This window comes from Serpens gallinarum (genome assembly GCF_014836765.1).
GTDB classification, from domain to species: Bacteria; Pseudomonadota; Gammaproteobacteria; order Pseudomonadales; family Pseudomonadaceae; genus Serpens; species Serpens gallinarum.
This window is the reverse complement of the sequence record NZ_JACSQG010000008.1, coordinates 1-19659: the sequence shown is the minus strand read 5'-3', so window position 1 is coordinate 19659 and position 19659 is coordinate 1. Positions and strand designations below refer to the sequence as shown.

The 19659-nt window shown below is 58.7% G+C and carries 15 protein-coding genes; 7 read left to right on the top strand and 8 right to left on the bottom strand.

Going from position 1 to position 19659, the window contains the following annotated elements; all coding sequences use genetic code 11:
• Nucleotides 1-30: 30 nt before the first annotated feature.
• Both H9642_RS13910 and H9642_RS13905 read right to left on the bottom strand, forming a co-directional pair.
• Nucleotides 31-1320 carry an NCS2 family permease gene (locus H9642_RS13910; protein ID WP_251837056.1) on the bottom strand — a complete coding sequence of 430 codons (1290 nt, stop codon included), beginning with the start codon at nt 1318-1320 and terminating at the stop codon, nt 31-33.
• A 171-nt stretch (nt 1321-1491) separates the two neighbouring features.
• Nucleotides 1492-2619 carry a methyltransferase gene (locus tag H9642_RS13905; RefSeq protein WP_251837055.1) on the bottom strand — a complete coding sequence of 376 codons (1128 nt, stop codon included), beginning with the start codon at nt 2617-2619 and terminating at the stop codon, nt 1492-1494.
• A gap of 72 nt (nt 2620-2691) precedes the next feature.
• On the opposite strand from H9642_RS13905, the gene H9642_RS13900 reads away from it, so the two are divergent.
• Nucleotides 2692-3468 (top strand): ferredoxin--NADP reductase, encoded by a 777-nt coding sequence (locus H9642_RS13900; RefSeq protein ID WP_251837054.1) that lies wholly within the window; start codon nt 2692-2694, stop codon nt 3466-3468.
• Between the two features lie 159 nt (nt 3469-3627).
• Here the strand turns inward: H9642_RS13900 and mscL are convergent, their stop codons facing one another.
• Both mscL and H9642_RS13890 read right to left on the bottom strand, forming a co-directional pair.
• Nucleotides 3628-4035 (bottom strand): large-conductance mechanosensitive channel protein MscL, encoded by a 408-nt coding sequence (gene mscL / locus H9642_RS13895; RefSeq protein ID WP_251837053.1) that lies wholly within the window; start codon nt 4033-4035, stop codon nt 3628-3630.
• Between the two features lie 373 nt (nt 4036-4408).
• On the bottom strand, nt 4409-4663 hold the full coding sequence (locus H9642_RS13890; RefSeq protein WP_251837052.1) for an HP1242/YdcH family protein: 255 nt from the start codon (nt 4661-4663) through the stop codon (nt 4409-4411).
• Nucleotides 4664-4800: 137 nt separating this feature from the next.
• Here H9642_RS13890 and radA point away from each other — a divergent pair, with 137 nt between their 5' ends.
• A complete protein-coding gene (gene radA / locus H9642_RS13885; RefSeq protein WP_251837051.1) occupies nt 4801-6165 on the top strand; it encodes a DNA repair protein RadA in 1365 nt (454 codons plus the stop codon).
• A 449-nt stretch (nt 6166-6614) separates the two neighbouring features.
• On the opposite strand, the gene H9642_RS13880 is transcribed toward radA, so the two are convergent.
• The gene (locus H9642_RS13880) at nt 6615-6977 is read right to left on the bottom strand and encodes a PilZ domain-containing protein (protein ID WP_251837050.1); all 363 of its coding nucleotides are present in this window, start codon (nt 6975-6977) and stop codon (nt 6615-6617) included.
• 25 nt (nt 6978-7002) lie between these two features.
• Between H9642_RS13880 and H9642_RS13875 the strand changes: the two genes are divergently transcribed.
• From H9642_RS13875 to yjiA, 3 genes are all read left to right on the top strand, one after another.
• Nucleotides 7003-9075: a carbon starvation CstA family protein gene (locus tag H9642_RS13875; RefSeq protein ID WP_251837049.1), complete on the top strand. Its 2073-nt coding sequence runs from the start codon at nt 7003-7005 to the stop codon at nt 9073-9075.
• Nucleotides 9076-9134: 59 nt separating this feature from the next.
• Nucleotides 9135-9338, top strand: coding sequence for a YbdD/YjiX family protein (locus tag H9642_RS13870; protein ID WP_251837048.1), 204 nt, complete (start codon nt 9135-9137; stop codon nt 9336-9338).
• Between the two features lie 179 nt (nt 9339-9517).
• Complete coding sequence (gene yjiA / locus H9642_RS13865) at nt 9518-10492, top strand: GTPase (protein ID WP_251837047.1); 975 nt, start codon at nt 9518-9520, stop codon at nt 10490-10492.
• A gap of 230 nt (nt 10493-10722) precedes the next feature.
• Here yjiA and H9642_RS13860 read toward each other — a convergent pair whose 3' ends face one another.
• The 3 genes from H9642_RS13860 to glyA all read right to left on the bottom strand — a co-directional run bounded on the left by H9642_RS13860 (nt 10723) and on the right by glyA (nt 15813).
• Entirely contained in the window at nt 10723-11193 is a 471-nt protein-coding gene (locus tag H9642_RS13860) for an RDD family protein (protein WP_251837046.1), read from the bottom strand.
• A 459-nt stretch (nt 11194-11652) separates the two neighbouring features.
• Nucleotides 11653-14208: an AAA family ATPase gene (locus H9642_RS13855; RefSeq protein WP_251837045.1), complete on the bottom strand. Its 2556-nt coding sequence runs from the start codon at nt 14206-14208 to the stop codon at nt 11653-11655.
• A gap of 351 nt (nt 14209-14559) precedes the next feature.
• Nucleotides 14560-15813: a serine hydroxymethyltransferase gene (gene glyA, locus H9642_RS13850; RefSeq protein WP_251837044.1), complete on the bottom strand. Its 1254-nt coding sequence runs from the start codon at nt 15811-15813 to the stop codon at nt 14560-14562.
• A 502-nt stretch (nt 15814-16315) separates the two neighbouring features.
• Here glyA and ettA point away from each other — a divergent pair.
• On the top strand, nt 16316-17983 hold the full coding sequence (gene ettA / locus H9642_RS13845) for an energy-dependent translational throttle protein EttA (RefSeq protein ID WP_251837043.1): 1668 nt from the start codon (nt 16316-16318) through the stop codon (nt 17981-17983).
• A 264-nt stretch (nt 17984-18247) separates the two neighbouring features.
• On the top strand, nt 18248-19591 hold the full coding sequence (gdhA, locus tag H9642_RS13840) for an NADP-specific glutamate dehydrogenase (protein ID WP_251837042.1): 1344 nt from the start codon (nt 18248-18250) through the stop codon (nt 19589-19591).
• Nucleotides 19592-19659: the final 68 nt, after the last annotated feature.

The following is a 19659-nucleotide window of genomic DNA, read 5'->3' as shown; positions in this document are numbered from 1 at the left end:
CGGCCTTGACGCACAGAAGCTGGCGCCGACTTAAAAAAGAGCCAGCTTGATAACGCAGAACACCGCCAGGATCACCAGCATGGCGTTCAGTTCGCGCCAGCGCCCGGACAGCAGCTTGGCGGCGACCCAGGTGATGAAGCCGAAGGCGATGCCGGTCGCAATCGATGCGGTCAGCGGCATAGCCAGGGCGGTGAGCAATACCGGGGCGGCGGTGGTGATGTCGGACCAGTCTATCTCGGCCAGACCCGAGGCCATCAGCACGGCGACGAACAGCAGGGCTGGCGCGGTGGCAAACGCCGGTACGCTGCCGGCCAGCGGCGCGAAGAACAGCGCAAGCAGGAACAACACGGCAACCACGCAGGCCGTCAGACCGGTGCGCCCGCCGGCGCTGACACCCGCGGCGGATTCGATATAGCTGGTGGTGGTCGAGGTGCCAAGCAGCGAGCCGGCCATGGCTGCGGTACTGTCGGCGATCAGGGCGCGGCCCATCTTCGGCATGTAGCCGTCCTTGCGCATTAGGCCGGCTTTCTTGGCCACGGCGATCAGCGTGCCGGAGTTGTCGAACAGGTCGACGAACAGGAAGGCGAAGATCACGCTGATCAGGCCGATGTCCAGGGCGCCGGCGATGTCCAGCTGCAGGAAGGTCGGCGCCAGCGACGGCGGCAGCGACACCACACCACCGAACTCGGAGATGCCAAGGAAGATGCTTGCCACTGTGATGACCAGAATGCCGATCAATACGGCGCCGGTGACGTTCAAGGCAACCAGGCCGACGATCAGGAAGAAGCCGAGAATGGCCAGCACTGCCGAGGGTTGCGACAGGTCACCCATGCCCACCAGGGTGGCCGGATGATCGACCACGACGCCGGCGTTCTGCAGGGCGATCAGCGCCAGGAACAGGCCGATGCCCGCAGCAATGGCCGAGCGCAATTCCAGGGGAATGCTGTTGATGATCCATTCACGGATCTTGAAGATCGACAGCAAAAAGAACAGGCACGCGGACAGGAAGACCGCACCGAGGGCGACCTGCCAGGTATGGCCCATGCCCATTACCACCGTGTAGGTGAAAAAGGCATTCAGGCCCATGCCCGGCGCCAGGGCAATCGGGTAGTTGGCGATCAGGCCCATCACGGCCGAGCCGAAGGCTGCTGCCAGGCAGGTGGCGACAAAGATCGCGCCTTTATCCATGCCGGTCTCGCCGAGAATGCTCGGGTTGACGAACAGGATGTAGGCCATGGTCAGGAAGGTGGTGACTCCGGCGAGAATCTCGGTGCGCACCGTGGTGTTGTGCGCGTGGAGTTGGAACAGCTTTTCCAGCATGGTATAGCTCCCCGTGGCGGTCCGACGCCGTGATTGGAAGGCGAAGCGACAGCGAAAGCAAAGCACGGACAGGCTGTATGCGCCTGCCATTGATGTGGCCTGAAGCGGCGCGAATGATATCAGCTTGCCCAAACAGAGCGCAGCGTCAGATATCCTGCAAGCCCGGTCTGATCAGCTCTTGATTGCGCGCAAGATCACGAATTTAGGCGTTGCCGCCATTTGCTCAACCTTGCCGAACAGTCGCTTGAGCTTGACGTGGTAGCCCAGGTGGCGATTGCCGACGATCCACAACTCGCCGCCTTCGCTCAGGGCCGCCTTGGCCTGCTGGAACATGCGCCAGGCCAGAAAATCGCCGACCACCTGTTGCTGGTGGAACGGCGGGTTGCAGAGCACCACGTCCAGCGAGTCGCTAGGTTGTTCGGCCAGGCCATCGCCGGTGCGAATATCCACCGGGCGTTCGCCCAGCGCCGCCTGCCAGTTTTCCCGCGCCGATTGCACGGCCATGTAGGACTCATCCACCAGCGTCAGGTGCGCCTGAGGGTTGTGCAGGGCATAGACGATGCCCAGTACGCCATTGCCGCAGCCCAGGTCGGCCACGCGCAGCTCGCCCTGGACGCACGGCAAGTGGGGCAGGAAAGCGCGGGTACCGATATCCAGTCCTTCGCGGCAGAACAGGTTGGCGTGATTGATCAGCTCCAGCGCCGGCGCATCCAGCCGGTAGCGGGTGGGGTAGGGCGAGGTCGGTGCCGGTTTATCCTCTGGCGTGACCAACAGCAAGCGTGCCTTTTTCACCGCCAGTGAGGCCTGAACCGGGCCAAGGTATTTCTCCAGCAGATCGCCAGCGGCGCGCGGCAGGTGCTTGATCATCGCGGCGGCCACCACTTGTGCGCCGGGTGCCAACTGACCATGCAGGCGGATCAGTTGTTCCTCCAGCAGCGCCAGGGTTTTGGGCACGCGGATCAGCACCCGGTCGAAAGGCCCATCCAGCGGCTCGCTGGCCGGCACAAACGTCACGCCCGTGCTGGGCAGCTCAGTGCGCAGCAGGTTTTTTTCCAGCGCCAGGTGTGCCAAGTGCGAATCGCCGCTGCTGACCACCCGGCAATGGCGTGCCAGGGCACAGGCCAGCGCGCCGAAGCTGTCGTTGAGGATCAACACCCGCGTATCAGCCATCAGACCCTGTTCATGCAGATGGCTGAGCAGGTACTCATCGGCGGCATCGAAGGCCTGCAGCGGTTCATTGGCCTGCTCGGGTTGGCGAATCAGGTCGAGGCGGGCGAAGGGCGTGTCGAGAATAGGCATGAAAACTGGCGGGTTTCCCGGGAGCAGATAAGGGGTAGAGTGGGGATGATTGGATGACCAAGGGGGCGAAGTATGACGGCCAGCGAAGAGAAGTTCACCCGCCAACGTTTACTTGAGGTGCAGACGCTGACTCCGGGTTTGTTCACATTACGCACCACGCGCGATCCTGGTTTTCGCTTCCAGGCCGGGCAGTTCGCCCGCCTGGGCGTGCGCAAGCCCAGTGGCAGTATCGTTTGGCGCGCCTATTCAATGGTCTCGGCGCCCCACGACGAGTTTCTGGATTTCTTTTCTATCGTTGTGCCGGACGGCGAATTCACCAGTGAGCTGAGCCGCTTGCGCCCGGGTGATGAGCTGCTGGTGGACCGCCAAGCGTTCGGCTTTCTGACCCTGGATCGTTTTCCCGACGGTCGGGATCTGTGGCTGCTGGCCACCGGCACCGGGCTGGCGCCCTTTCTATCGATCCTGCAGGACTTCGAGGTCTGGCAGCGTTTCGAGCGCATCGTGCTGGTCTACAGCGTGCGCGAAGCGCGGGAACTGGCGTACCAGGGGATGATCGAGACCTTGCTGCAACGCGACTACCTGGCAGAGCACGCAGGCAAACTCACCTATCTGCCGACGATTACCCGTGAACATAAGCCCGACGCTCTGCATGGGCGCATCACCACGCTATTGGAAAGTGGCGAGCTGGAGCGCGCGGCTGGCGTGGAACTGAGCCCCGAGCATTCGCGCATCATGCTCTGCGGCAACCCGCAGATGATTGAAGACACCCGTCAACTGCTCAAGGCGCGTGATTTGCAGCTGAGTCTGACCCGCCGGCCGGGTCAGGTGGCGGTGGAGAATTATTGGTAGGCGACGCTAGCCGCAGGAGCCGTAGGATGGCTCGAGGCGCTGGCAGGGAGATTCAGGTTTACCTGTTCGCCTCGCGCCGATGCCCATCAATTGCCCAATATCATGATGGGTATCGCTGCGCTCAACGCCATCCGACGTGGCGAGATCTATGCGGCAGGACTAGAGCCTTTGCTGCTTGAGCAAGTCGCGAATCTCGGTCAGCAACGTTTCTTCCTTGGTCGGCGCCGGAGGGGTTTCCGGGGCGGCGGCTTCTTCACGGCGCATGCGGTTGATCAGTTTGATAGCCATGAAAATGGCGAAAGCGATGATGATGAAGTCGATGATCGACTGGATGAATTTGCCATAGGCCAGCACGACGGCAGGTGCATCGCCCACGGCTTGCTTGAGCACAATGGCCAGGTCGGAAAAATCCACGCCACCGATCAGAACACCCAGGGGCGGCATGATCACGTCGGCCACCAGGGACGAGACGATTTTGCCGAAAGCGGCGCCAATGATGATGCCGACAGCCATATCAACCATGTTGCCTTTGACGGCGAACGCCTTGAATTCGCTGATGAAGCTCATGGGAGGCCACTCCTGAAAGGGGATGCTCTGACTGTAGACGGTGATTTGAAAACAGTCAGGATGTGTGCGGCGCAGCGCAGCATTCCCAGCCGTGCTGGACAGCCTCAGATGTTGGCGGTTTCGTGGGGCTGAGTCCGTGGGGCGGATGTCGATTCTTACATTCACCGAGCCCCGCCTGGTGGATCGATGAAGCGTGATTCACCCTACGGAGCAGCATGAAATCCGCGGCGGCGAAGTTATCCGGGGGAGTTCGGTGCGCTGGCGGTTCGTGATAGACCCGTAGGGTGGATGTCGTTGTTTACATCCACCGGGATTCGCCGAATGGATCGAGCGCGATCACCCTACGGAACGGTAGCGTTTGGGGAATAGTCCGTTAGCCGGACGCCGGGTTGGCTTTTTTCAGGAGCTCGGTGATCTGGTCCTTGAGAATCACGCGTTGATTCTTCAAACCCTGCAAACCCAGGTCGTCCACGGCTTCGCGGCCGTCTTCCACTTCATAAATACGTTTATCCAGCGCCTCGTAGTTCTGTGCCAGCTGAACGAACTGAGGATTGGTGCTGTTCAGTTGCTGGAGCTGTTGGCGGAATTCCGGAAATTCGCGCGACAGGGGATGGTGTTCTAAAGGCATGACGGTCTCTCCTGACAAGACGTGCCTTTTCAGCCTAGCTCTAGTGGCTGTGGATGGCTGCGCGTTATGCTTCTTCGTACTGTAAATCCATCCAGCTGTTTCGTATCATTCCCGCTTCGATTCATGAGGAGTTCGGCATGGCCAAGGCCAAACGCATGTATGGCTGCACCGAGTGCGGCGCCACGTTTCCCAAATGGGCCGGCCAGTGTGGTGAATGCAGCGCCTGGAACACGCTGGTGGAAACCCTGATTGAAAGTACGCCGAGCAGCAGTAGTGGCCGCTCCGGTTGGGCCGGCGAGCGTGCCCAGTTGAAAACCCTGGCCGAAGTCAGTGTCGAGGAAGTGCCGCGCTTTTCTACGGCATCGGGCGAGTTGGATCGCGTGCTCGGCGGCGGTCTGGTGGACGGCTCGGTGGTGCTGATCGGCGGTGATCCCGGCATCGGCAAGTCGACCATCCTGCTGCAGACCCTGTGCAATATCGCCCAGCGCCTGCCAGCCCTGTACGTCACCGGCGAGGAATCCCAGCAGCAGGTGGCGATGCGCGCCCGGCGCCTGGAGTTGCCGCAGGACAAGCTCAAGGTGATGACTGAGACCTGCATCGAAACGATCATTGCCACTGCGCGCTTGGAAAAGCCCAAGGTCATGGTCATCGACTCGATCCAGACAATTTTCACCGAACAGTTGCAGTCCGCGCCCGGCGGTGTGGCTCAGGTGCGTGAGAGCGCGGCGTTGCTGGTGCGTTATGCCAAGCAGAGCGGCACAGCGATTTTCCTGGTCGGCCACGTGACCAAGGAAGGCGCTCTGGCTGGCCCGCGCGTACTGGAACATATGGTGGACACCGTGCTGTATTTCGAGGGCGAATCCGACGGTCGCCTGCGCTTGCTGCGTGCCGTAAAGAACCGCTTTGGCGCGATCAACGAGTTGGGCGTGTTCGGCATGACCGATAAGGGCCTCAAGGAAGTCACCAACCCTTCGGCGATCTTCCTCACCCGCGCGCAGGAAGAAGTGCCGGGCAGTGTGGTCATGGCCACCTGGGAAGGCACCCGGCCGATGCTGGTGGAAGTGCAGGCGCTGGTGGATACCAGCCATACCAACAACCCGCGCCGTGTCACCCTGGGGTTGGATCAGAATCGCCTGGCCATGCTGCTGGCCGTGTTGCACCGCCATGGCGGCATTCCCACCTACGACCAGGACGTGTTCCTCAACGTGGTGGGCGGGGTCAAGGTACTGGAAACCGCCTCCGACCTGGCCTTGATGGCGGCGGTAATTTCCAGCCTGCGCAACAAGCCTCTCCCCAACGACTTGCTAGTGTTCGGCGAGGTCGGTTTGTCGGGTGAGATCCGTCCGGTGCCCAGCGGCCAGGAGCGCCTGAAAGAAGCGGCCAAGCACGGCTTCAAACGCGCCATCGTGCCGCGCGCCAATGCACCCAAGGAGGCGCCAAAAGGGCTGCAAGTCATTGCCGTGACGCGCCTGGAACAAGCGCTGGATGCGTTGTTTGAGTAGGGCGATCTACCGATCAGTACGTCCGTAGGGGGAAGGCGTTTCTCGATCCATCATGGCCTCGCGCGGTGGAGCGCCACCCGGTGGATCGCCACCCGGTGGATCGATACAGCGCGATCCACCCTACGTTCTTCTGCGGCGTTGCGATGGTGTGCCCACGCTCGCGAGTAGAAATGCTGTTGCGGAGTTGATCCGCACTCGTCATTGGCAGACGTAGCGCTTGTAGGAGCCCAGCTTGCTGGTGAGTGGCAGGGGTTATGGAAACGGATTGCTAGCAAGCTGGCTCCTACCCGATTCGGGGAGTCTCCGTAGGGTGGATGTCGTCGTTTACATCCACCACGGCCCCGCACGGTGGATCGCCACCCGGTGGATCGATAAAGCGCGATCCACCCTACGTTGCTACCCAGCCGTGTGTCGTGTTCAAGGCCCTTGCTGGCCGCAGGCCTGTCTTCCTAAGCGCCGCTCAATGCTGCCAGTTCGCGTTGGATCAGGCGCTCGTCGCCCAGGTTGATTTCCACCAGGCGACGCAGGTGACTGATGGATTCCACATCTATATTGAGACAGCTGAAGCCCAGCTGTTGGTTATGGCTGCGCACCAGTTGCACGTCCATACGGATTTGCACGTCGGCACTCAGCGTGAGGCAGGCTTGAAAAGGGTGCTTTTCTATACCGCTCCAGTTGGCCGGAAGTTGGATCAGAAGCCCTTTGAGCGAGATGTCCAGCAGCTGGACCTGCCAGGTGTTGTCGCCTTGCGACAGCTCAGTGGCGGCATCGAATGCGATGCGCTGGAAGCAGCGACGTTCCGTCATGTTCATGGATGACAATTCCTGGAGGTGACATATGAATAAGAATAACAACAGCCTGCTTCGACAGCTGCCCTGGGCAGTATTGGCGATAATAGGTGCCTGTGCTTTGGGAGTCGTGGCCTTGCGCCGTGGCGAAGCCATCAACGCGCTCTGGATCGTGGTCGCCGCCGTGGCCCTGTATCTGGTCGCCTACCGCTACTACAGCCTGTTTATCGCCACCAAGGTGATGCGGCTGGACCCGACGCGCGCCACTCCCGCAGTCCTCAACAACGATGGTCTGGACTTCGTACCGACCAACAAGCACGTGCTGTTTGGTCACCACTTCGCGGCGATTGCCGGCGCAGGTCCGTTGGTGGGCCCGGTGCTGGCCGCGCAAATGGGGTACTTGCCCGGCACGCTATGGCTGATCGCCGGCGTGGTGTTGGCCGGTGCGGTGCAGGATTTCATGGTGCTGTTCATTTCCACGCGCCGTAATGCCCGCTCGCTGGGCGATATGGTGCGCGAGGAAATGGGGCGGATTCCCGGCACCATCGCGCTGTTCGGCTGCTTCCTGATCATGATCATCATCCTGGCGGTGCTCTCGCTGATCGTGGTCAAGGCGCTGGCGGACAGCCCCTGGGGCATGTTCACGGTGATCGCGACCATCCCGATTGCGATGCTCATGGGCATCTACATGCGCTACCTGCGCCCGGGGCGCATCGGCGAGATCTCGCTGGTCGGGGTGGCCCTGCTGCTGGGTTCGATCTGGCTGGGCGGGGCCATTTCCGAGGATCCCTACTGGTCCGGGGTGTTTACCTTCACCGGCGAGCAGATCACCTGGATGCTGGTGGGCTACGGCTTCGTCGCCGCCGTGTTGCCGGTGTGGCTGATTCTTGCGCCGCGCGACTACCTGTCGACCTTCCTGAAGATCGGCACCATCGTCGCCCTGGCCATCGGCATCCTGATTCTCGCGCCTGAGCTGAAAATGCCGGCGCTGACCCAGTTCACCGACGGCACCGGCCCGGTGTGGAAGGGCGCGCTGTTCCCGTTCCTGTTCATCACCATCGCCTGTGGCGCGGTGTCCGGTTTCCATGCGCTGATCTCGTCGGGCACCACGCCGAAGCTGCTGGCCAATGAAACCCACGCCCGTTACATCGGCTATGGCGGCATGTTGATGGAATCCATGGTCGCCATCATGGCCATGGTCGCCGCCTCGATCATCGAGCCGGGCGTGTATTTCGCCATGAACAGCCCGCCGGCAGTGGTGGGCAGCGACGTGGCCAGCGTGGCCGCGATGGTCAGCAGCTGGGGCTTTGCCATTACGCCGGACGCGCTGGAAGCAGTGGCCCGCGACATTGGTGAAAACTCGATCCTCAACCGTGCCGGCGGCGCGCCGACCCTGGCCGTAGGGATCGCGCAGATTCTCCATGCGGTGTTGCCGGGCGCAGGTGGTATGGCGTTTTGGTACCACTTCGCGATTCTGTTCGAGGCGCTGTTCATTCTCACCGCCGTGGACGCCGGGACCCGTGCCGGGCGCTTCATGCTGCAGGACCTGTTCGGCACCTTCGTGCCGGCGCTGCGTCGCACCGAATCCTGGGGTGCCAACGTGCTGGCCACCGCCGGCTGCGTGGCACTGTGGGGGTACCTGCTGTACCAGGGCGTGATCGATCCGCTGGGTGGCATCAACACCTTGTGGCCGCTGTTCGGCATCTCCAACCAGATGCTCGCCGGTATCGCGCTGATGCTGTGCACCGTGGTGCTGATCAAGATGAAACGTCAGCAGTACGTCTGGGTCACCCTGTTCCCCGCGGTCTGGCTGTTGATTTGCACCACCTATGCGAGCCTGATCAAGCTGTTCGACCCGAACCCGGCAGTGGGCTTCCTGGCCTTGGCCGACAAGTACGAAACCGCCCTGGCTGCCGGGCAGATTCTGGCCCCGGCCAAGAGCCTGGCGCAGATGGAGAATGTGATTCTCAACGCCTATACCAACGCGGTGCTCAGCGCTCTGTTCTTGTTCGTGGTGTTCAGCATCCTTTTCTACGCGGTCAAGGTCGGTCGCAAGGCCTGGGTGCACACGGAGCGGACCGATAAGGAAACCCCGTTCCAGAGCATGCCCGACAACGTCTGATGGGATGTACGCCAGCTCCACACGGGAGCTGGCGCTTTTGTTATCAAGGAGTACCCGCCGTGTTCAATGATCTCAGCCGCATGGGCAAGTACCTCGGGCAGGCGGCACGCATGCTGGTCGGCATGCCGGACTACGACACCTACGTGGCACATATGCGCGACAATCACCCGGACCAGCCGGTGATGAGCCATAAGGAATTCTTCCGCGAGCGGCAGGATGCCCGCTATGGTGGCGGGAAGGGTCGCCCCATCCGCTGCTGCTGATCCGAGTGTAGGGTGGACAACCGCCTAGCGTTGTCCACCATCGGTCGCAGAGTGGCGGTGGACAAGCCTGCGGCGCTGTCCACCCTACGCTCGCGACGCCTATCAAGGCAGGTTGTGGTAAATCATTGAATCACGCGCCACGCACCGTCGTGGCGCGTTTCATTTCAGGAGCCTGTTGCATGTCCCAGCCCCCCATTCCCGTCACCGTACTCAGCGGCTTTCTCGGCGCCGGCAAGACCACCTTGCTGCGCTATCTGCTGGAGGCCGACCACGGCCTGAAAATCGCCGTGATCGAGAACGAATACAGCGAGACGCCCATCGACAGCCAACTGCTGGGCAGCGAGCCCGTGCAGGTCGTGACCCTGGCCAATGGCTGCGTGTGCTGCTCCATCCATGTCGAGCTGGAGAAAGCTCTGTTCTTGCTGCTGGACAAGCTGGACAGCGGCGAGCTGGCCTTCGACCGCCTGTTGATCGAATGCACCGGTCTGGCCGATCCCTCGCCGGTGACGCACACCTTCTTCGCCACTGAGGAACTGGCCGAGCGCTACGTGCTCGACGGCGTGCTCACCCTGGTGGACGCGGTGAATGCCGAGCGCCATCTCCAAGAAGCGATCGCCCAGGCCCAGGTGGGTTTCGCCGACCGCATCCTGCTGAGCAAGACCGATCTGGTTGACTCCCCGGCCGTCGAGGCATTGACCCAGCGTCTGCAACGCATCAACCGCCGCGCACCGATCCGCGTTGTGAAACACGGGCGCATCGACCTGGCGGAACTGCTGGATATTCGGGGGTTCAACCTGAACGCCGATTTGGGCCCGGTACTCAGCCTGCGCCCCATGACCCCCGCCAAAAGCCTCGACCGCATTAACACATTAGTGCTGAACACCGAGCTGCCAATCGACCTCGACAAGCTCAGCGCCTTTATGGAACGCCTGCTGGACAGCCACGGCAATGCGCTGCTGCGCTACAAGGGAGTGCTGAATATCGCCGGCAATGATCAGCGTCTGGTGTTCCAAGGCGTATTGCGCCTGTACGCCTTTGATTGGGATTCAGAGTGGAGTCTGGACGAGCAGCGCAACAGCGTGCTGGTACTGATCGGAGACCAATTGCCGGAAGAGGATATTCGCGCAGAGTTTGCCGAGACGGTGCTGGGGTAAAGAACAACACTAAAAGACTGCACGGGTAGGGCGGCCTCGCCTGTTGCAGCTTACGGCCGGGTGAGCAGGCAGTCCGCCGTCTGTAATGCACGGAAAAGAACTCGGAAGCCAACATCGCGCCCGCCTTTAACTATAAAAAGCGGCATTCACTATCGAGAAGCTGATCTGTCGTTTTGAGGTTAAGGGGACGTCTGAAAGCGAGGCTTACGGACGTCCCGAGCGTGGGGTTGTTAGGTGTTCCTGAACTTAACTGGTTCGGGGCCGGTCTTGGTTTTTTTGATGACAACTGTTCCCGCAAGCTTGTCGTGCCACCCTTGTTTGCGCTTGTCGAATGCTACCCAGATAATTCCTAAGCAAAGAGGGATTGCTGAAACGAAGTATGCAAAGTAGCGGCCAATTAGCTGGGCTGTGCTTGCAGGATTGCCAGTTGTGGCATCAACGATTTTTGAGGAGATGGCCATTTTTCCGGGGGTGGCTTGTTTTAGCATCCAGAAAGCAATGACAGCTATTGCGGGAAGCACCCATGAGATTAGAAAATCAGCCGGGCCGGCAATTATCCCATAGCTTTCATCAGTGAAATAAGACCATCCATATACTGTGACGATAATCGGGGTGGTTATTAGTAATAGTAATATGGTGTCAATTATTGTGGCTCCAGCTCTCACCCAAAATCCAGAGTATTCGTATTCATCTGATTCCATTTTTATATCTCCTTGTAGTATAGATCGTGTCTAGCGGTGAAAGGTCGCGGCTTTCTTAAGGCACAGCGTTGAGCGCTGAATAATTACGCCCTGGTAAAATCTTACTGTTAAGTTTTCCTTAGAAATTAATAATTTTAATAAAATCCTAGTCTCCCTTTCCCTAATAAGACGCATACTACCTAAGTGCACGAAATCTTCTGCCAACTAACCCACAAACCATTTTTAGCCGAGGCGAATACTTCGCAACCAAGCTGTCCATCAAAGCATGCAGGAAATAAATCCGCCCCTTTTTCTCTAGTGGCTCCGTCGGCAGCATTTCCCCGAAATAGAGAAGAGCTGTATTTACCAAGAGCGACCCAACACCTTTGCCCTGATATCCGGTTCCGTAGCCGTTTTTACTTGGTTTCCGCCTAAATAACTGGACCTACAGGCTTTCGGTGCAATTTCTTATTCGGTCTTTTATGCAGTACGCTTTGCATATTCTTCACGCCATATTTTTAGTGAAGTCATGTCGGTTAAAAGATCGTCTGGTTTCGGCAGCTCCACAGGTGATTCTGCTGGCTGTGAGTGTTCAAACCCAGAGTATTTGGTCATGAGCGAATCAAGGAGATTGCAATCCTCGTGCTTCAACTTGGCCAGCTCCTTGAGTTTCAACGTATGGACAGGGCGTTGGAATCTTTGAACCACCCCGCACAGCAGATCATTTTCAATAGAGCGCTCCACCAAAGTCCTGAAGTCGCTGCATATCGATTTCAGCAAGATTTCGACATGTTCAAATTCGCCGTTCTCACTTGCCCTCTTTGCATCCTGATACCGCTGGTTCATGAGAGTGTTCAGAGCGGATTTGATGTCACTTTGTGAAAGTGGAATCGGAGCAGGTTCTCCAGTACCCCAGTCAGCAGAGCGAATGCTCACTACATCGGGCTTGATGGCTTTCTTCTCTGCAAAATGCCTGACCGTTCCAACCAAGGATAGGCGGTGAGTAAAAACAATGACCTGCTTATCCTGAGACAGCTCGATCAGCCTTTGAACCACGGCCTCCTCATAGCTTTGGTCAAGTGAGGATATTGGATCGTCGAAGATAAACGGGGCCTGATTGCTCTTGCCGGTGACGTCGGCCAAAAAGGCCGCAATGGAAACGATCCGATTTTCGCCCTCGCTCAGAACATCGGCGAGTCCATTCTGAGAGGCCCCTCGAAGCTGAAGCTTATGAAGGACGCGGCCCTTGGAAACCTTGGATTTAACGAGATCAACCTTCACCTGAAATGCGCCGAGGGCCTTAAGCTCAGCGTTGAATCTTTGCACGAACGCATCTGTGATCAAGTCTTCTGCCAATTCCCCTTTTTTCTGGGATAAGGCTTTGGTGTTGGTCGTTTTTTTTGCTTCCTGGATCTGGTTCAGCAGCTTCAATCGGCTGACTTCTTCATCAATGGCGGAGCGTTGCTCAGACAGCCACTTTCTGGCCTGCAGGCTACTCAACTTTTTCTTGATCTCCTCACGATTGTCGTTTTTGGCGTCTTCGTCATATTTTGCCGCGAGTTCAACAAGCCTTTTCGACTGAGCGTTGGACTCTTCGATCCATTGGGGGGATAGCAGTGGGTCGGGAATGGCTTCTTCGGAATCGATCCCAAGGAGTTGATCTTTCCTTGCCTGCAATTGAGCAAAGAAATCCGTCACTTGGCTGGCGACTTCATCCTGTGGAATTCCTGCCGCATCAATACGTGTCTTCAGCGTTTCCGATGTTGGTAGCGCCTCGATAGTTTGACTAGCGATCTCGTAATCCTTGGCCGCATCCGTTGCGGCTTTCTGCATTTCGCCCTTCACGAAATTTTCGAAAGAGCTCAATTTCTCCTTGGCCTCCTGGGTCAAGGTCTGATGGCACAGGACACAACGGGAACCATCCGAAACATTCGGATACTCGGCTTCTTTGTAGGCATCTGATACGGAATAGTTCCGGGCTGCTTCCCAAAGCTCTTTCCAGACATCAGACCCGATGCCTTCCAAATCGCTTCCAGAGAAAACCTTTTCCGCTGTTGCATCTGCTGCTGTCTTTTTGAGGATCGAGTTCTTTTTAGCAGCAATGATCCGTCGATAATTCTCGTCCGATAATTGCTCCAGATACTTTTGGGCATCTTGAGCCAGACTGTCGATATGAATTATTTGCTTTCTAAGCTGCTTCGCCTTATCCGCCGGCGCCTGTTCGGCAAGGCGTTGCTGCAGTGTTTGGATTTCGGTCTCGTCAGAGCTGCTAAATACGCAATGCTTGTCGATATCCCGGATAGTGGCCTTGGCGCTGATGGATTCGTACCAGATGCCTTCTGGAGTTACCTTCTTATCAGTCGAGATACTCGGCTTTTTTGATTGGTGCCGATTGGTCTCTACGTCTAGGGCAGAGGCGACCTTTTCACATACGACGATGAGCGAGCTGAAAAACGATAATACCGGCGGCTCATAGCTCACCTCGTCTTCGCTGCTGACAAAGACCTTGCCAAAAGAAGTATCGAAAATATCAACGCTACTGAGGTCTTCGCAGATCCCTTGTCCTGACCACATATGACTCTTCGTGACGCCGTCCTGCTCGAACGAAATGCAGGCCTTCTGTAAGGCGGAATCAGGCTTATAAACATTGCGGTGCAGAATTCCCGTCTCGCGGGCACCGCATATATGCTTAAGGAGTCTGACGTAACCGGATTTTCCTGCCCCATTATTGCCATAAATAATCGTGATATTGCCCTTGCCGAACTCAAGTGGCTTTTTTGGAGCGAGGGCGTTTACTCCTTCAACATCACTGATTGAACACAAACGCAAGGTGCCAGAAGCGCCCTGAGAGAATGCGGAAGCGGGAAATGGGTAGGTTGTTTTGGGTAACTTTCCGTCAGCTTCTTGCTGGCACAGAGTTGCGAGTTCAGAGATGTCTTTTTCAGCAAGCTCAGATTGCTCAAGTAGCCGGATAGCCGCAACCTGGAGCCACTGAGGCCGCTCTGCAAACCATTTTGCCAAGACTGTATTATTCATATTATATTTTTCCCTGTCTCGTAATATCAACCAATGAACATATACATCGAGCAGCGATCAGATCGCGCGCTGTTTTAAGCACAACTCTGATCGCTACATAAATCCGCCCCCGCAACACAGCTGTAGTCAAATTCCCCTTTAAAAATCAGTGTGTTAATCAAAATTCCAGCCTCCCTTCCGTAATAAAGACTCATCCCGCCTAACTACACGAAACATTCAGCCGGCTACCTAAAAACCATTAACCAAACCGAAGCTACTATTTCGCCACCGCCTCTGTCCATTCACCCAATTTCCACTAGGCAATAAAAAACCCGGCATCGCTGCCGGGTTTTTTGTGTTTCCGCGTAGGGCTTACTTGCCGTACACCGGCAGCTTGGCGCACACGGCCTTGACCTTCTCACGCACGGCGTCGATCACCGCTTCGTTGTTCAGGTCGGCAAGGATGTCGCAGATCCAGCCCGCCAGTTCGCGGCACTCGGCTTCCTTGAAACCGCGTGTGGTGACGGCTGGAGTACCGATACGCAGACCGGAGGTGACGAACGGGGAGCGCGGGTCGTTCGGTACGCTGTTCTTGTTCACGGTGATGAAGGCGCGGCCCAGGGCGGCGTCGGCATCTTTACCGGTGATGTCTTGCTTGATCAGCGAGAGCAGGAACAGGTGGTTCTCGGTGCCCCCGGAAACCACGTCGAAGCCGCGCTCGATGAACACCTGGGCCATGGTCTGGGCGTTCTTGACGACTTGCTTCTGGTATTCCTTGAATTCCGGCTGCAGGGCTTCCTTGAAGCAGATGGCCTTACCGGCGATCACGTGTTCCAGCGGGCCGCCCTGGGCGCCCGGGAATACGGCGGAGTTCAGCTTCTTCTCGATCTCGGCGTTGGCGCGCGCAAGGATCAGGCCGCCACGCGGGCCGCGCAGGGTCTTGTGGGTGGTGGTGGTGACCACGTCGGCGAACGGAACCGGGTTCGGGTAGATGCCAGCGGCAACCAGACCGGCCACGTGGGCCATGTCGACGAACAGGTAGGCACCGACCTTGTCGGCGATTTCACGGAAGCGCGGGAAGTCGAGGATCTGCGAGTAGGCGGAGAAGCCGGCAACGATCATGCGCGGCTTGTGCTCCAGGGCCAGGCGCTCGACTTCGTCGTAGTCGATCAGGCCTTGGTCGTTGATGCCGTACTGCACGGCGTTGTACAGCTTACCGGAGCTGGAAACGCTGGCGCCGTGGGTCAGGTGGCCGCCGTGGGCCAGGCTCATGCCCAGGATGGTGTCGCCAGCGTTGAGCAGGGCCAGGTAAACGGCGCTGTTGGCTTGCGAGCCGGCGTGCGGCTGGACGTTGGCGTAGTCGGCGCCGAACAGTTCTTTGGCGCGGTCGATGGCCAGTTGCTCGACCACGTCGACGTATTCGCAACCGCCGTAGTAACGCTTGCCCGGGTAGCCTTCGGCGTACTTGTTGGTCAGCACGCTGCCCTGGGCTTCCATCACAGCCGGGCTGGTGTAGTTTTCCGAGGCGATCAGCTCGATATGTTCTTCCTGACGCTGAGCTTCTTGCTCCATGGCGGCATAAAGGTCGGCGTCGAAACGGGCGATAGTCAAATCACGGCTGAACATGGCGGTCCCCTGGAAATCAGCTGGCGGAGGAAAGTAAGCCGCGCATTCTACCCTATCCTCGGATTCACGGCATATGCAGGCACATTCATATGCAGCGCGAATGCGCTTCACGTTGATGCCTGCTATCAGGGTCTGTTCCCGTTTCGGCGCGAGCCGCGCAACCCGAAGGGACGGGCCAGTTTTTGCGCGATACAGCGTTTCTCGTCGCTTATTTGGAACGACCAAACTTCGCGACTCGTGCCTTGTCTCGCGCAAAAACTGGCTCCGTCGCGGCACGTGCGTGAAACGGGAGCAGACCCTAGCCTAGCGTCGTAAAAGCGCTCCGGCAGCCGCGGTCGGTTTGCCCTGTACGGCGCATTCCGGTAGCTTTACCGGATGCGCGCGGCAGTCCTGTCGGTTCTTGCGCAATCCCCCGCATGCGCGACACCGAAAGGGTGCATATCAGGCTATCTGCCTCCTCGCGCTTGCCGATATCCCTGAATTTTTGAATCCAAGGTCAGTCATGGCTCAGTACGTTTACAGCATGCATCGGGTTAGCAAGGTCGTTCCGCCGAAGCGTGAAATTCTCAAGGATATTTCCCTGTCGTTCTTCCCCGGCGCCAAGATCGGCGTGCTCGGCCTCAACGGCTCGGGTAAGTCGACTCTGTTGCGCATCATGGCCGGTGTCGACACCGAGATCGACGGTGAAGCCCGCCCGATGCCGGGCATCAATGTCGGCTACCTGCCCCAGGAGCCGCAGCTCGATCCGCAGAAAACCGTGCGCGACATCGTTGAAGAAGCCGTAGGCGAGATCAAGCAGGCCCAGGCCCGCCTCGACGAGGTTTACGCCGCTTACGCCGAACCGGACGCCGACTTCGATGCCCTGGCCTCCGAGCAGGCCAAGCTGGAAGCCATCATCCAGGCTTCCGACGGTCACAACCTGGAGCGTCAGCTGGAAGTCGCCGCCGACGCGCTGCGCCTGCCGCCGTGGGACGCGAAGATCGAACACCTGTCGGGCGGTGAAAAACGCCGCGTAGCCCTGTGCCGCTTGCTGCTCTCGGCGCCGGACATGCTGCTGCTCGACGAACCGACCAACCACCTGGATGCCGACTCGGTGGCCTGGCTGGAGCGCTTCCTGCACGATTTCCCGGGCACTGTGGTGGCAATCACCCACGACCGTTACTTCCTGGACAACGTCGCCGGCTGGATTCTCGAGCTGGACCGTGGCCATGGCATTCCTTATGAAGGCAACTACTCCGGCTGGCTGGAATCCAAGGCCGCGCGCCTGAGCCAGGAAGCCAAGCAAGAAGCCTCCCATGCCAAGGCCATGAAGGCCGAGCTGGAGTGGGTGCGCCAAGGCGCCAAGGCGCGTCAGTCGAAGTCGAAGGCTCGCTTGCAGCGTTTCGAGGAAATGCAGTCGCAGGAATTCCAGAAGCGCAGCGAAACCAACGAGATCTACATCCCGGCCGGTCCGCGTCTGGGTGATAAGGTCATCGAGTTCAATAATGTGTCGAAGGGCTATGGCGACCGCCTGCTGATCGACAACCTGAACTTCAGCGTGCCGAAGGGCGCCATCGTCGGCGTGATCGGCGGCAACGGCGCGGGCAAGTCCACCCTGTTCCGCATGATCCTCGGCAAGGAACAGCCGGATTCCGGCAGCATCGAGATCGGCGATACCGTGCAGCTGGCCAGCGTCGACCAGAGCCGCGACAGCCTGGACGGCAACAAGACCGTCTGGGAGCAGGTGTCGGACGGCCTGGACATGATCAAGGTGGGCAACTACGAAGTGGCGTCGCGCGGCTATGTCGGGCGCTTCAACTTTAAGGGCGCCGACCAGCAGAAGTTCGTCAAGGACCTCTCTGGCGGTGAGCGTGGTCGTTTGCACATGGCGCTGACCTTGAAGCAAGGCGGCAACGTGCTGCTGCTGGACGAACCGTCCAACGACCTCGACGTGGAAACCTTGCGTGCGCTGGAAGATGCCCTGTTGGACTTCCCGGGCTCGGCCATCGTCATTTCCCACGACCGTTGGTTCCTCGACCGTATCGCCACGCACATCCTTTCTTATGAGGATGATGGCAAGGTGGTGTTCTTCGAGGGCAACTACACCGAGTTCGAAGCTGATCGCAAGAAGCGTCTGGGCGACGCCGCGGCACAGCCGCATCGGGTGCGCTACAAGAAGCTTACCCAGTAAGCGGTACTTCGGATGGGATTCAAAATGGGGCCTGCTTGGCCCCATTTTGTTGTGTCAGTTTTAATGCTGTGCGCTTTTGTCGCACCTGCGCGCCTATGCAGCACGACCTCGATTGTTGACTAGGCTTTTGCGGAGGCGATTTACAAGTTCGCACCATAAAGTTTCATAAAAACGACATTTTGCACTTCCGTGGTGACTTCTTGCTTGATAAAGTCTCGCCCCTAAATTTTTCAAGCCTATGGCAAATTTCACTGGAAGCAGCACATGAGCATCTCAGTAGATTCCTTCCTAGACCGTCTGAAGCGTCGTGATCCGGACCAGCCTGAATTCCACCAGGCGGTCGAAGAAGTGCTGCGCAGCTTGTGGCCCTTCCTGGAAGCCAACCCGCATTACCTCGAAGCCGGCATCATCGAACGCATCGTCGAGCCGGAGCGCGCCATCCTGTTCCGCGTACCGTGGCAGGACGATCAGGGGCGTACCCGCGTCAACCGTGGCTTCCGCATTCAGATGAGCAGCGCCATTGGCCCGTACAAGGGTGGCCTGCGCTTTCACCCGTCGGTCAATCTGGGCGTGCTCAAGTTCCTGGCCTTCGAACAGGTGTTCAAGAACTCCCTGACCACGCTGCCCATGGGCGGCGGCAAAGGCGGCTCCGACTTCGATCCGAAGGGCAAGAGCAACGCTGAAGTCATGCGCTTCTGTCAGTCGTTCATGACCGAGCTGTACCGTCACATTGGTGCGGATTGCGACGTCCCGGCCGGTGATATCGGCGTCGGTGCCCGTGAAATCGGTTACATGTACGGGCAGTACAAGCGTCTGGCGAACAACTTCACCTCGGTCTTCACCGGCAAGGGCATCTCCTACGGCGGCAGCTTGATCCGTCCGGAAGCCACCGGCTATGGCTGTGTGTACTTCGCCGAAGAAATGCTCAAGGACCGCCGCAAGGGCGGCATCGACGGCAAGCGCGTGGCCATCTCCGGCTCCGGCAACGTTGCTCAATACGCGGCCCGCAAGGTCATGGACATGGGCGGTATCGTGGTATCGCTGTCCGACTCGGAAGGTACGCTGTTTGCCGAAACCGGTCTGACCGATGAGCAGTGGGATTACCTGATGGACCTGAAAAACGTCCGTCGTGGTCGCATCCGCGAGATGACTGAGCACTTTGGTCTGCAGTTCCTCGAAGGCCAGCGTCCCTGGACTCTCGCGTGCGACATCGCACTGCCATGCGCCACCCAGAACGAACTGGACGCCAACGACGCCCGCACGCTGTTGAAGAACGGCTGCTTCTGCGTGGCCGAAGGCGCCAACATGCCTTCGACGCTGGACGCGGTGGACCTGTTCATCGACGCCGGCATTCTGTACGCGCCGGGCAAGGCATCCAACGCCGGCGGCGTAGCTACCAGCGGCCTGGAAATGAGCCAGAACGCCATGCGCCTGTCCTGGACCGCCGGTGAAGTGGACGAGCGTCTGCACGCCATCATGCAGTCGATCCACCACGCTTGCGTGAGCTATGGCCGCGAAGAAAACGGTTTCGTGAACTACGTGAAAGGCGCCAACATCGCCGGCTTCGTCAAAGTCGCCGACGCCATGCTGGCCCAGGGCATCGTTTAAGCCCGTCGTTCAGTGATCCACAAAAACCCGGCCATGTGCCGGGTTTTTTGTTGGCGAAGGGATCACTT

Bases quoted from the DNA above. Each gene is read 5' to 3' on its own strand.
- mscL (WP_251837053.1), bottom strand. From the start codon at position 4,035: ATGAGCTTCATCAGCGAATTCAAGGCGTTCGCCGTCAAAGGCAACATG.
- H9642_RS13900 (WP_251837054.1), top strand. From the start codon at position 2,692: ATGACGGCCAGCGAAGAGAAGTTCACCCGCCAACGTTTACTTGAGGTG.
- H9642_RS13855 (WP_251837045.1), bottom strand. From the start codon at position 14,208: ATGAATAATACAGTCTTGGCAAAATGGTTTGCAGAGCGGCCTCAGTGG.
- glyA (WP_251837044.1), bottom strand. From the start codon at position 15,813: ATGTTCAGCCGTGATTTGACTATCGCCCGTTTCGACGCCGACCTTTAT.
- gdhA (WP_251837042.1), top strand. From the start codon at position 18,248: ATGAGCATCTCAGTAGATTCCTTCCTAGACCGTCTGAAGCGTCGTGAT.
- H9642_RS13890 (WP_251837052.1), bottom strand. From the start codon at position 4,663: ATGCCTTTAGAACACCATCCCCTGTCGCGCGAATTTCCGGAATTCCGC.
- H9642_RS13905 (WP_251837055.1), bottom strand. From the start codon at position 2,619: ATGCCTATTCTCGACACGCCCTTCGCCCGCCTCGACCTGATTCGCCAA.
- H9642_RS13910 (WP_251837056.1), bottom strand. From the start codon at position 1,320: ATGCTGGAAAAGCTGTTCCAACTCCACGCGCACAACACCACGGTGCGC.
- H9642_RS13880 (WP_251837050.1), bottom strand. From the start codon at position 6,977: ATGAACATGACGGAACGTCGCTGCTTCCAGCGCATCGCATTCGATGCC.
- radA (WP_251837051.1), top strand. From the start codon at position 4,801: ATGGCCAAGGCCAAACGCATGTATGGCTGCACCGAGTGCGGCGCCACG.
- H9642_RS13860 (WP_251837046.1), bottom strand. From the start codon at position 11,193: ATGGAATCAGATGAATACGAATACTCTGGATTTTGGGTGAGAGCTGGA.
- ettA (WP_251837043.1), top strand. From the start codon at position 16,316: ATGGCTCAGTACGTTTACAGCATGCATCGGGTTAGCAAGGTCGTTCCG.
- yjiA (WP_251837047.1), top strand. From the start codon at position 9,518: ATGTCCCAGCCCCCCATTCCCGTCACCGTACTCAGCGGCTTTCTCGGC.
- H9642_RS13875 (WP_251837049.1), top strand. From the start codon at position 7,003: ATGAATAAGAATAACAACAGCCTGCTTCGACAGCTGCCCTGGGCAGTA.